Below are 12,805 nucleotides of genomic sequence, written 5' to 3'. Positions count from 1 at the left end.
GGACTTAACCAACGCTTTTTGAAAAATGAAATACCTTCTTATTATTATCTAGTTTTGAAGGAACAACGTTCCTTTCATGTTTGGTGGCGATAGCGAAGAGGTCACACCCGTTCCCATTCCGAACACGGCAGTTAAGCTCTTCAGCGCCGATGGTAGTTGGGGGTTTCCCCCTGTGAGAGTAGGACGCCGCCAAGCCATTTAAAAAGATCAGCCATCCGGCTGGTCTTTTTTTTGTATTGATATACTTTCAGCTTTCAGGGAGAAGTGATGTAGATTAAAATCTAGTTCGGCTTGTAGACTAATCTAGTCGACCTGAAACGAAATGGTTATACCGGCAGACTATTAATTGCAACCAAAATTGGAAAAATCGGCCTGGATCCTATTTAATTCGACCTAACGTTAACACTTGAATTGAAATAATTCATGGGAGTAAGATACGAATATGTACCGATTATGGAGCAATGGTTAATTTCATGAATCAGGCTATAGTAAATCAGAGGGGGAGAAGGGTAGGATTATGAAGGGGATGCATAATTTATGAGCGTAGGGCTTTAACTGAAGACAGGGATATCATAATTTGAGGCATTATGGAATTTTCAATTATGATGAAAACACTTTTTTTAAAATGTATTCTTGTCTTTATTTGTTCTTTTCATTATACTAGGAAGAATTTATTGTTGATGAAGAACTTATTAATGCAAGTTGGATGCTAAGGAAGAAGATAGACAAAATAGAATTATGGAAGGGATCGGTATTGTGAGTAAAAAGAGTAAGGAAAAGTTTGAAGTCATCGAGGGCGAGACGATTGATGCATGTTTAGATCGAATTAAAGATGCAGGATACTTTCCTGTAAGGCGGACGGAGGAGCCTATCTTTGCCGAGAAAATTGAGAATGGCAAAGTCCAATATGTGCCAGTTGATCGAAAAATTGTATTCGAAGCAAAATTAATTGAGTAAAACACGAACGATTAATTAATATCATGTAAAAATATTCGATTTTAACTTGACATTAAAATGGCCGGAAGGTAAGATGAAGTTACATTAATACATCTCATATAATCATGGGGATATGGCCCAAAAGTTTCTACCTGATGACCGTAAATCATCGGACTATGAGAAAAGCATCTGACTATTTCGGAAACTAGCCAAGTCTTTTTGCACTTTTTCAAAAAGGCTTTCTTTTCCGGACAGGTTGCTTTCTCGATGAGGAAGCATCCTGTCCGGTTTTTTTATTTACATGTTATAGATAATGAGAAGCGTCCGTCTGCATACTCGGGACGCCATAATATGAGTGTTGGAGGGAAAGATGATATGAAACCGCAAGTTGGGGTTATTATGGGAAGTGTCTCGGATTGGGAAACGATGAAATACGCTTGTGAATCATTGGAACAGCTTGAGATTCCCTATGAAAAAAGAGTCGTTTCCGCCCACCGGACGCCGGATTTACTATTTGAATATGCAGAGAGTGCAAAAGAGAGAGATATTAAAGTGATTATTGCCGGAGCAGGCGGGGCTGCACATCTTCCAGGTATGACCGCCGCTAAAACGATTGTCCCTGTGATAGGCGTGCCAATACAGTCGAAGGCATTAAATGGGATGGATTCGTTATTATCGATTGTTCAAATGCCTGGTGGCGTACCGGTTGCAACGGTTGCGATCGGAAAAGCGGGCGCAGTCAATGCCGGTTTGTTTGCGGCTCAAATATTAGCAGCTTTTGATTCTGACATTGCTGATAGGTTAGAGGCTTTAAGAAACGAAACCAGAGAAAAGGTGTTACAGAGCAGTGAACAACTTAAATAATACAGTCATTTTACCGGGACAGACCATTGGAATAATCGGCGGTGGGCAATTGGGCAGGATGATGGCCTTATCGGCTAAGGCATCGGGCTTTAAGATAGCGGTCCTTGAGCCGACTGCAGAAGGTCCATGTGCTCAAGTGGCGGATATTGAAATCACTGGTGCTTATGATGATATCGAAGCATTGAAAAGATTAGCTGAGGTCAGTGACGTCATAACATACGAGTTTGAAAATATCAGTTCAGAAGCCCTGGATTGGTTAAAGCAACATGCGTTTCTTCCTCAGGGCTCAGAATTATTAAAGCTGACGCAGGATAGACTTACAGAAAAAAAAGCCATATCTAATGCAGGAGCTTCTGTTGCTCCATATCAGGAAATACAGGATATTTCAGAAATTTACCTTCATATAGAGAAATTAGGGTACCCTAGTGTGTTAAAAACGACGCGGGGCGGTTATGATGGAAAAGGGCAGTTGGTCATAAAGGAAGAAGCCGATATCAAAAAGGCTGAATCCCTGCTCAAAACAGGTAAATGTGTGCTGGAAGCCTGGATTCCTTTCGTAAAAGAAATCTCCATTATCGTGACGCGCAAGGCAGATGGCGAGGCAAGTCATTTCCCGATTGCGGAAAACATTCATATTGAAAACATTCTTCATAAAAGTATTGTTCCCGCCCGTATTAGTCAACAAGCTGAACGGAAAGCTATTAATGAAGCTTTGCAGCTTGCAGAGAAACTTGATTTGGTGGGGACATTGGCAGTCGAGATGTTTTTAACCGCTCAGGATGAGATCATCATTAATGAATTAGCGCCAAGACCTCATAACTCAGGCCATTATACAATGGAAGCATGTGAGACTTCACAGTTCGAACAGCATATAAGGGCTGTCTGCAATTGGCCGCTTGGAAATACGGCGTTATTGAAGCCTGTGGTAATGATAAACATCCTTGGTGAGCATATCGGGCCCTTAATGGATGAAATTCCGACGCTATCAGATTGGAAGGTTCACCTTTACGGTAAGAAAGAAGCCAAGCTTAAGCGGAAAATGGGTCATGTGAATATTTTACGTCCAACGATTGAGGAAGCTCTTTTGGAAAGTGATCGAAGCAAAATATGGAATCAACAGGTTGAAACGGAGGAAGTAAAATGATTGAACGTTATACCCGCCCAGAGATGGGAAACATTTGGACAGAAAAGAACCGCTTTAATGCGTGGTTGGAAGTTGAAATCTTAGCTTGTGAAGCATGGTCTGAACTAGGTGTCATTCCAAAAGAAGATGTGAAGCTTCTTCGTGAAAATGCTACATTCGATGTGGACCGTATCAATGAAATCGAAAAAGATACACGCCACGATGTTGTTGCTTTTACACGTGCGGTTTCTGAAACGTTGGGTGAAGAACGGAAATGGGTCCATTACGGACTGACTTCTACTGATGTGGTGGATACAGCTCTTTCATATGTAATAAAGCAAGCGAATGATATCCTTGCCAAGGATTTAAATAACTTCGTGGAGATCCTGAAAAATAAAGCGAAAGAACATAAATACACGGTTCAAATGGGACGTACACATGGAGTTCATGCTGAACCGACCACTTTTGGGTTGAAACTGGCACTTTGGTATCAAGAAATGAAACGAAATGTCGAACGTTTTGAAGAAGCTAGAAAGAACATAGAGGTTGGGAAAATCTCTGGAGCTGTCGGAACCTACGCTAACATCGACCCGTTCGTTGAAAAATTCGTTTGTGAAAAGCTTGGCCTTGAGGCAGCGCCTATTTCAACGCAAACATTGCAGCGCGATCGCCACGCACATTATATGAGCACATTGGCTTTAATTGCGACATCAATTGAAAAGTTCGCAGTGGAAATTCGCGGCTTGCAAAAAAGTGAAACACGCGAAGTGGAAGAATTCTTTGCAAAAGGACAAAAGGGATCTTCGGCAATGCCTCATAAACGGAATCCAATCGGCTCAGAAAATATGACGGGTATGGCTCGTGTAATCCGCGGTTACATGATGACAGCATATGAGAATGTGCCATTATGGCATGAACGTGACATATCTCATTCTTCTGCTGAGCGCATCATCTTGCCGGATGCAACGATCGCATTAAACTACATGCTGAACCGTTTCAGCAACATAATTAAGAACTTGACCGTTTATCCAGAAAATATGAAACGCAATATGGACCGTACGCTGGGATTGATTTTCTCACAACGTGTGCTGCTTTCCCTTATCGATAAAGGACTTGTCCGTGAAGAAGCTTATGATACGGTTCAGCCGAAAGCGATGGAAGCATGGGAGCTTCAGGTTCCATTCAGAAGCCTGATCGAAAAGGATGATAAAATCACAAGCTTGCTTACGAAAGAAGAACTTGATGATTGTTTCGATCCTACACATCACTTGAAAAATGTTGATGTAATCTTTGATCGTTTAGGTTTATAAAAGTGAAGGCGGCAAACTTGGCACCTCTAAACGGTGATATGTTTGCCAAGCCTGATCAATGGCAGGAAGATTCATAATATTCACAATGTGGGGGTCTGGACAGATGGAAAAACGAGAATTGTTGTATGAAGGAAAAGCGAAACAGATTTTTGCAACGGACAACAGTGAAATAGTATGGGTGGAATACAAGGATTCGGCAACAGCGTTTAATGGTGAGAAGAAGTCAGAGATTGCCGGAAAAGGTAAGTTGAATAATCAAATTACTAGCTTACTCTTTTCAAAGCTTGCCCAGGAAAATATCCCGTCCCATTTTATTGAAAAGCTTTCCGACCGGGAGCAGCTAGTCAAGAGGGTATCCATCATTCCGCTTGAAGTCGTTGTCAGAAATACGGCTGCCGGCAGTTTTTCTAAAAGGACTGGCATTGAAGAAGGCCAGCCGCTCAAGAAAACGCTGATTGAGTTTTACTATAAAGACGACGAGCTCGGCGATCCTCTGTTAACGGAAGACCATATTGAAGAATTGGAACTTGCAAGCAAGGAAGATGTAGCCATTTTAAAAGAAAAGGCACAAGAAATCAGTATCGTCTTAACTTCCTTCTTTAAAGAATTGGACATTAAATTGATTGATTTTAAATTAGAGTTCGGTAAAACCCCGAATGGAGACATTCTGCTGGCAGATGAAATTTCACCTGATACCTGCCGATTATGGGATATTAACACGAACGAAAAGTTAGACAAAGATGTATTCCGCCGTAATTTAGGCAGTTTAACAGATGCTTACGAAAAAATACTAGCAAAGTTGGAGGGCACTCAACATGTATAAGGTTAAGGTATATATCACACTACGCGAAAGTGTACTAGATCCACAGGGAGCAGCAGTGCAACAATCACTTCATAGTTTGACTTATAACGAAGTTAGTGATGTTCGAGTGGGGAAATACATTGAACTTACAATTAAAGATACGGATCGTGATTTAGATCAACTTGTGAAGGAAATGTGTGAAAAACTATTGGCCAATACGGTAATTGAAGCTTACCGTTATGATGTTGAGGAGGTTATCACCCAATGAAATTTGCTGTCATAGTTTTCCCTGGTTCCAATTGTGATGTCGATATGTACCATGCGATAAAGGATGCACTTGGGGAAGAAGTGGAGTATGTTTGGCACTCTACAGACAATCTAGATCAGTATGATGGGATTCTCCTTCCTGGAGGTTTCTCTTATGGAGACTATTTACGCTCTGGAGCAATTGCACGATTTTCGAATGTAATGGCCGAAGTCGTAAAAGCGGCACAAGCAGGAAAGCCTGTATTGGGTGTCTGCAATGGTTTTCAGATTTTACTTGAAGCAGGACTTTTACCTGGAGCGATGCGCCGTAATGAAGGCTTGAAATTCATTTGCCGCAATGTAGGATTGAAGGTTGAAAATAATCAATCGATGTTCACGACAGGATATGAATTAAATGAAACGATTACGATTCCAGTTGCCCATGGTGAAGGGAATTACTACTGTGATAATGAGACATTGGCTGAATTAAAACGAAACAACCGCATCTTGTTCACGTATGATGGTGAAAATCCAAACGGAAGCTTGGAACAAATAGCGGGAATTACAAATGAACAAGGAAATGTCCTCGGAATGATGCCTCATCCCGAACGTGCTGTTGATTCGCTGCTTGGCAGTAAAGACGGCTTAAAGATTTTTCAATCCATCGTAAAAAACTGGAGGGAATCACATGTTATTACAGCTTGAACCAAGTCCGGAAAAAATTAAATCGGATCGATTGTACGCAACTATGGGACTATCCGATGATGAATTTGCAATGGTTGAGAAAATCTTAGGCAGACTGCCGAATTATACGGAAACTGGATTGTTTTCGGTTATGTGGTCAGAGCATTGTTCCTACAAAAATTCAAAACCCATCTTAAGGAAGTTCCCGATTACAGGGGAGAAAGTGCTACAAGGTCCTGGTGAAGGAGCAGGTATCGTTGATATCGGTGACGACCAGGCTGTCGTTTTTAAAATAGAAAGTCATAACCACCCATCGGCAATTGAACCTTATCAAGGTGCTGCTACTGGTGTCGGCGGTATTATCCGTGATGTTTTCTCCATGGGTGCCCGTCCGATTGCGATGCTGAACTCGCTTCGCTTCGGTGAGTTAGACAATGATCGTGTGAAATATCTATTCAAAGAAGTGGTTGCAGGGATTGCAGGATACGGGAATTGTATCGGAATTCCAACTGTCGGCGGAGAAATTCAATTTGATCCATCGTATGAAGGAAATCCTCTGGTCAATGCAATGTGTGTCGGTTTGATCGATCATAAGGACATTAAAAAAGGCCAAGCGCATGGAGTGGGCAACACAGTGATGTATGTGGGTGCCAAAACTGGACGTGATGGTATTCATGGAGCAACATTTGCATCTGAAGAGCTATCAGAGTCTTCAGAAGAAAAACGACCTGCCGTACAAGTAGGCGATCCATTCATGGAGAAACTGCTTTTGGAAGCATGCCTTGAATTGATTCAAAATGATGCCCTTGTTGGTATTCAGGATATGGGAGCTGCGGGTCTTACAAGTTCATCTGCCGAAATGGCGAGCAAAGCTGGATCAGGAATAAAAATGAACCTTGATTTGGTACCGCAGCGTGAAACGGGAATGACAGCATATGAAATGATGCTTTCTGAATCACAAGAGCGGATGCTGATCGTTGTAACTAAAGGACGCGAACAGGAAATCGTTGACTTGTTTACGAAATATGACCTAGAAGCGGTTGCTGTTGGAGTAGTAACGGATGATAAAAATCTAACACTTTCCCATCAAGGTGAAATCGTTGCTGAGGTTCCGGTTGATGCATTGGCTGAAGAAGCTCCGATTTACCACAAGCCATCTGCAGAACCGCAATATTTCCGTGACTTCCAAAGCATGACAGCAGAAGTGCCAGTCATTGGAGATTATAAAGAAACATTGGTATCACTATTGAAGCAACCGACAATTTCGAGTAAGGAATGGGTCTACGACCAATATGATTACATGGTCCGCACGAATACAGTCGTCTCACCTGGATCGGATGCAGCGGTAGTGCGTGTACGGGGTACAAATAAGGCCCTTGCCATGACGACGGATTGCAACTCCCGCTTTATTTATTTAGATCCTGAAACAGGTGGCAAAATCGCAGTGGCTGAAGCTGCCCGTAACATCATTTGCTCGGGTGCGGAACCTTTAGCGATTACGGATTGCTTGAATTTTGGGAATCCAGAAAAACCTGAAATATTTTGGCAATTGGAAAAAGCGGCAGACGGTATGAGTGAAGCTTGCAGAAGCTTAAGTACTCCTGTAATTGGCGGAAATGTCTCCCTTTACAATGAAACGAATGGTGAAGCGATTTATCCGACACCTGTAGTTGGGATGGTTGGTCTTGTCAGTGACCTTCAACACATCACTACACAAACATTTAAAAATGAATCCGATTTGATTTATGTGGTCGGCGAAGCGAAAGTTGAATTTGGTGGCAGTGAATTACAGAAAATGCTTGAGGGTAAAATCTTTGGACGCGCTCCAGAACTTGATTTGGCCGTTGAACAAAAACGTCAGCAGCAAATCCTCGCTGCAATCCAAAAAGGACTTGTTGCATCAGCCCATGACCTTTCGGAAGGCGGTTTGGCAGTGGCTTTAGCTGAATCTTTATTCGGGGCTAGCAAGCTTGGAGCAAAAGTGAATTTAGCGGGCGAACCGGTATCAGAATTATTCAGTGAAACGCAATCTCGATTCCTACTATCCATCAAGCCTGAAAACAAAACGGCATTCGAAGCGCTAGTTGAAGATGCGATATGCATTGGCTCCGTAACGGGAGATAATAAATTAGTCGTGGCAACAGACATTGATAGCAAAGTATTGGAAGCGGACGTTGAAGATTTACAAACAGCTTGGAAGGGAGCCATACCATGCTTGCTGAAATAAGAAGCCTAAACGAAGAGTGTGGTGTTGTTGGAGTCTGGGGACATCCCGATGCAGCACAGCTGGCTTACTACGGTTTGCATAGCTTACAACATCGTGGTCAAGAAGGAGCTGGCATCGTCGTGACGGACGGTGAGCAGATGTCCATCTCCAAGGGTGAAGGTCTTGTCACAGAGATATTCACGGCAGAAAAAATGCAGGCACTTTCCGGTACCGGAAAAGCAGCAATCGGCCATGTCCGTTATACAACGGCAGGCGGCGGCGGGTATCAAAATGTTCAGCCTTTCTTGTTCAATTCGCATACAGGAGGGCTGGCTCTTGCCCATAATGGGAATATCGTCAATGCCCATCAGTTAAAAGCACAGCTTGAAGGACAGGGAAGCATTTTTCAAACGACATCTGACACGGAAGTTCTGGCACATCTGATTAAACGCTCCGGCTACTCGGATGTAAGAGATTCCGTGAAGAACAGTTTAAGCATGCTGAAGGGAGCCTATGCCTTTGTCATCATGACCGAAAACCAAATGATCATGGCAAGAGATCCGCATGGCTTCCGTCCACTTTCCTTAGGGAAAATAGGCGATGCATATTTCGCTGCATCAGAAACATGTGCACTTGATATTGTAGGTGCAGAATTCATCCGCGATATTGAGCCGGGTGAACTCGTTGTCATTAATGATGAGGGAATCACATCCGAGTACTTTTCGCTTTCCAGTCAACAGGCAATGTGCACGATGGAGTACGTGTATTTCTCCCGTCCGGATAGCAACATTGATGGTATCAATGTCCATACGGCACGAAAAAACCTTGGCAAGCAAATGGCACTGGAAACCAAAATTGAAGCAGATGTAGTTACAGGTGTACCTGATTCCAGCATTTCGGCAGCGATTGGCTATGCTGAAGCTGCAGGCATTCCCTATGAAATGGGTTTAATAAAAAATCGGTATGTTGGACGGACGTTCATTCAGCCATCACAAAGTCTGCGTGAACAAGGTGTGAAGATGAAACTATCACCTGTAAGAGGGGTAGTGGAAGGTAAGCGGGTCATAATGGTTGATGATTCAATCGTCCGAGGGACAACGAGCAGAAGGATTGTCCGCATGTTAAAAGATGCCGGAGCTAAAGAAGTTCATGTAGTAATCAGCTCACCACCGATCAAGAATCCATGTTTTTATGGCATAGACACGTCTAAAAAGGAAGAACTGATTGCGAACTCTAAATCGGTGGAGGAAATAAGGGAAATCATCGGTGCTGATTCCTTAACTTTTTTAAGTGTCGAAGGTATGGTCGAAGCAATTGGACGACCGTTTCCTGGAGAAACGCGCGGTTCATGCCTAGCTTGTTTCACCGGAAATTATCCGACTGAAATTTTTGAATACGAACGAGAAAAAACAAAATGTTAATCAAGTCGGCAATGATGATTGATTTTCGGAGGAGGATTTCAAATGGCTAATGCATATAAACAGGCTGGTGTGGATATTGAGGCTGGTTATGAAGCGGTAAATCGAATGAAAAAACATGTAAAGCGCACATTTCGTCCAGAAGTAATGAATGGTCTGGGCGGTTTCGGCGGCATGTTTGATTTATCTTCCTTGAACCTTAAAGAACCTGTGCTCATTTCAGGTACGGATGGAGTGGGTACAAAACTTTTATTGGCTTTCATGATGGATAAACACGATACAATTGGAGTGGATTGTGTAGCTATGTGCGTCAATGATGTTGTCGTTCAAGGTGCTGCACCTTTATACTTTTTAGATTATATTGCCTGCGGTAAAGCAGATCCTGAACGAATTGAAATGATCGTCAAAGGAATTGCAGATGGCTGTGAGCAGGCGGGCTGTGCTTTAATCGGCGGAGAAACGGCTGAAATGCCTGGCATGTACGAGACGGAAGAATACGATGTTGCAGGTTTTACTGTAGGTGCCGTTGAAAAATCACGTCTAATTACTGGTGAAGCAATCTCGGCGGGTGACGTTGTTATTGGACTCGCTTCAAGCGGCATCCACAGTAATGGGTATTCCCTTGTTCGTAAAATCCTTCTTGAAGACTCAGGTATGGGGCTTCATGACTTCGTACCGGAACTGGATTGCAAGTTGGGAGAGGAATTATTAAAACCGACAAAAATCTATGTGAAGTCCGTTTTATCGACGTTGGAAAAATTTGAGGTTAATGGTCTTGCCCATATCACTGGTGGGGGATTCATCGAGAATATTCCGCGTATTCTTCCTGAAGGATGCGGTGTTGAAATCGAGCTCGGAAGCTGGGAAATTCCAACTATATTCTCATTCCTTGAAGAAAAAGGGAACCTTGTAAAAGAGGAAATGTTCAATATCTTCAATATGGGAATCGGAATGACGGCCGTCGTGAAAAAAGAAGTGGCATCCGATGTGCTAGCCCACCTACGTTCTTGCGGTGAAGAAGCCTCAGTTATTGGAACGGTTGTGGATGGAAATGGAGTGTCGTTTAAATAATGAAACGCCTTGCTGTCTTTGCATCAGGTAACGGTAGTAATTTTCAATCAATTGCTGAAGCAATAAAAAGTGGAAAGTTAGAGGCGGAAATCTGTCTTGTCGTTTGCGATCGTGAAGACGCATATGTGCTTGAGAGAGCTAAGCTTGAGAAGATTGATTCTTTCTCCTTTTCAGCGAAGAATTACTCGAACAAGACTGAGTATGAATCGGAAATCCTCGGAAAACTTCGCCAGTATGAGATAGAATTTATCATTCTGGCTGGTTATATGCGTTTGATCGGTCCGACATTATTACAAAAGTATTCACAGAGGATTGTGAACATCCACCCTTCACTTCTGCCTAGTTTTCCAGGCAAGGATGCAATTGGTCAGGCTTTTGACGCCGGAGTGAAGGAAACGGGGGTAACGGTTCATTATGTCGATGATGGAATGGACACAGGACCGGTCATTGCCCAAAAGGCAGTGCCAATTCTTGAGGGGGATACGAAAGACATCCTTCAAAAAAGGATTCAGGAAATGGAGCATGACTTGTATCCGTCAGTTTTGCAGGATCTATGCCACAAGAAACTTACTTAATGGAGGGACCAACATAACATGAAGAAACGTGCATTAATTAGTGTATCGGATAAAACAGGTATCGTAGAATTTGCTCAAGGTTTAATTGAAGCAGGTTTTGAAATCATTTCTACAGGCGGTACTAAAAAAACGCTGCAGGATAATGGTATTGAGGTAATTGGAATCAGTGACGTCACCGGTTTCCCGGAAATATTGGATGGACGTGTTAAGACACTTCACCCGAATGTCCATGGAGCAGTGTTGGCAAAACATGATGACAAAAGTCACGCAGCACAGCTTGCAGAGCATAATATTGAACCCATTCAACTTGTCTGTGTGAACCTATATCCATTCCAAGCGACTATTTCCAAACCGGAAGTCACTGTGGAAGATGCTATTGAAAACATCGATATCGGTGGACCGACAATGCTTCGTTCTTCTGCTAAAAACCACGAATATGTGACTGTTATCGTTGATTCCAATGACTATCCTACCGTATTGGCTGAGCTGAAACAAAACGGCGGGGTATCAAAAACCACGAATCGCCGCCTGGCTGCAAAAGTTTTCCGCCATACAGCAGCATATGATGCCGTTATTTCAGAGTATATGACAGAGCTTGCCGATGAAGAAAATCCTGAATCATTGACTGTTACCTATGAATTGAAACAGTCGCTTCGTTATGGAGAAAATCCACATCAAAAAGCTGCATTTTATAAAAAACCGCTTGGTTCCGTTTTCTCAATTGCAGAAGCGAATCAATTACATGGAAAAGAACTTTCATACAACAACATTAATGATGCTGATGCAGCACTTCAAATCGTTAAAGAATTCAATGAGCCAGCTGCCGTTGCAGTCAAACATATGAATCCTTGCGGCGTCGGTGTCGGTGCGACCATTTTGGAAGCATATGAAAAAGCTTATGAGGCAGATGCCACTTCCATTTTCGGCGGGATCATCGCTTTGAACCGTGAAGTTGATAAGGCGACTGCGGAGAAGCTTCATGAAATTTTCCTTGAAATCATCATTGCTCCTGGGTTTACACAAGAGGCAGTGGAAGTATTGACAAGCAAGAAAAACCTTCGTTTATTAACGATCGATTTCGACGCGGTTAAAAAGCCTGAACGCAAATTGACATCCATTGAAGGCGGATTACTTATTCAAGATCGGGATGCACATAGCTTAAAGGATGCTGAGATAAAAGTGGCAACGAAACGTGAGCCTACCCCTGAAGAGTGGAAAGCCATGGAGCTTGGCTGGAAAATCGTGAAACATGTCAAGTCGAATGCAATAGTGGTTAGTAACGATCAAATGACATTAGGTGTTGGCGCAGGTCAAATGAACCGTGTGGGAGCTGCAAAAATTGCTCTGGAACAAGCTGGGGAAAGAGCGACAGGAAGTGCATTGGCATCAGATGCTTTCTTCCCAATGGATGATACTGTAGAAGCGGCAGCGAAAGCGGGCGTCACGGCAATCATTCAGCCTGGTGGATCTGTTAAAGATGAGGATTCAATCAAGAAAGCTGATGAATATGGGATTACGATGGTGTTTACAGGAATTCGTCACTTTAAACATTAATCAAAAATGAGGTGCG

12 protein-coding genes, 1 rRNA gene and 1 riboswitch are annotated in these 12,805 nt (G+C 42.8%); all 13 genes read left to right on the top strand.

Annotation, left to right across the window (positions count from 1 at the left end):
* Positions 1-79 precede the first annotated feature (79 nt).
* The 13 genes from rrf to purH all read left to right on the top strand — a co-directional run bounded on the left by rrf (position 80) and on the right by purH (position 12,789).
* A 5S ribosomal RNA gene (gene rrf / locus FNK51_RS06165) occupies positions 80-195 on the top strand.
* Between the two features lie 561 nt (positions 196-756).
* Entirely contained in the window at positions 757-957 is a 201-nt protein-coding gene (locus FNK51_RS06160; RefSeq protein ID WP_141992759.1) for an NETI motif-containing protein, read from the top strand.
* A gap of 74 nt (positions 958-1,031) precedes the next feature.
* Positions 1,032-1,133: riboswitch (purine riboswitch) on the top strand.
* A gap of 178 nt (positions 1,134-1,311) precedes the next feature.
* Positions 1,312-1,800 (top strand): 5-(carboxyamino)imidazole ribonucleotide mutase, encoded by a 489-nt coding sequence (gene purE / locus FNK51_RS06155; protein ID WP_098370632.1) that lies wholly within the window; start codon positions 1,312-1,314, stop codon positions 1,798-1,800.
* The gene (gene purK, locus FNK51_RS06150) at positions 1,784-2,944 is read left to right on the top strand and encodes a 5-(carboxyamino)imidazole ribonucleotide synthase (RefSeq protein WP_141992758.1); all 1,161 of its coding nucleotides are present in this window, start codon (positions 1,784-1,786) and stop codon (positions 2,942-2,944) included. Before purE ends, purK begins: the two co-directional genes overlap by 17 nt.
* A complete protein-coding gene (gene purB, locus FNK51_RS06145) occupies positions 2,941-4,233 on the top strand; it encodes an adenylosuccinate lyase (RefSeq protein WP_063235719.1) in 1,293 nt (430 codons plus the stop codon). The genes purK and purB overlap by 4 nt, the downstream gene beginning before the upstream one ends.
* A gap of 103 nt (positions 4,234-4,336) precedes the next feature.
* Complete coding sequence (gene purC, locus FNK51_RS06140; RefSeq protein WP_063235720.1) at positions 4,337-5,056, top strand: phosphoribosylaminoimidazolesuccinocarboxamide synthase; 720 nt, start codon at positions 4,337-4,339, stop codon at positions 5,054-5,056.
* Positions 5,049-5,303: a phosphoribosylformylglycinamidine synthase subunit PurS gene (gene purS / locus FNK51_RS06135; protein WP_034306118.1), complete on the top strand. Its 255-nt coding sequence runs from the start codon at positions 5,049-5,051 to the stop codon at positions 5,301-5,303. The genes purC and purS overlap by 8 nt, the downstream gene beginning before the upstream one ends.
* Positions 5,300-5,986 carry a phosphoribosylformylglycinamidine synthase subunit PurQ gene (gene purQ / locus FNK51_RS06130; protein WP_034306116.1) on the top strand — a complete coding sequence of 229 codons (687 nt, stop codon included), beginning with the start codon at positions 5,300-5,302 and terminating at the stop codon, positions 5,984-5,986. The genes purS and purQ overlap by 4 nt, the downstream gene beginning before the upstream one ends.
* Positions 5,970-8,192, top strand: a complete 2,223-nt coding sequence (purL, locus tag FNK51_RS06125; RefSeq protein WP_063235721.1) for a phosphoribosylformylglycinamidine synthase subunit PurL — start codon at positions 5,970-5,972, stop codon at positions 8,190-8,192. The genes purQ and purL overlap by 17 nt, the downstream gene beginning before the upstream one ends.
* Positions 8,177-9,592: an amidophosphoribosyltransferase gene (purF, locus tag FNK51_RS06120; protein WP_098370633.1), complete on the top strand. Its 1,416-nt coding sequence runs from the start codon at positions 8,177-8,179 to the stop codon at positions 9,590-9,592. Before purL ends, purF begins: the two co-directional genes overlap by 16 nt.
* 42 nt (positions 9,593-9,634) lie before the next feature.
* Positions 9,635-10,660, top strand: a complete 1,026-nt coding sequence (gene purM, locus FNK51_RS06115) for a phosphoribosylformylglycinamidine cyclo-ligase (RefSeq protein WP_098370360.1) — start codon at positions 9,635-9,637, stop codon at positions 10,658-10,660.
* Complete coding sequence (purN, locus tag FNK51_RS06110; protein WP_141992757.1) at positions 10,660-11,235, top strand: phosphoribosylglycinamide formyltransferase; 576 nt, start codon at positions 10,660-10,662, stop codon at positions 11,233-11,235. Before purM ends, purN begins: the two co-directional genes overlap by 1 nt.
* A gap of 18 nt (positions 11,236-11,253) precedes the next feature.
* Positions 11,254-12,789: a bifunctional phosphoribosylaminoimidazolecarboxamide formyltransferase/IMP cyclohydrolase gene (gene purH, locus FNK51_RS06105; protein ID WP_141992756.1), complete on the top strand. Its 1,536-nt coding sequence runs from the start codon at positions 11,254-11,256 to the stop codon at positions 12,787-12,789.
* Positions 12,790-12,805: the final 16 nt, after the last annotated feature.

Source organism: Bacillus sp. B4EP4a (assembly GCF_006680105.1).
GTDB lineage: Bacteria > Bacillota > Bacilli > Bacillales > DSM-1321 > Peribacillus > Peribacillus simplex_E.
Note: the sequence above shows the minus strand (reverse complement) of the source record. Positions and strands in the feature narration are given on the sequence as shown.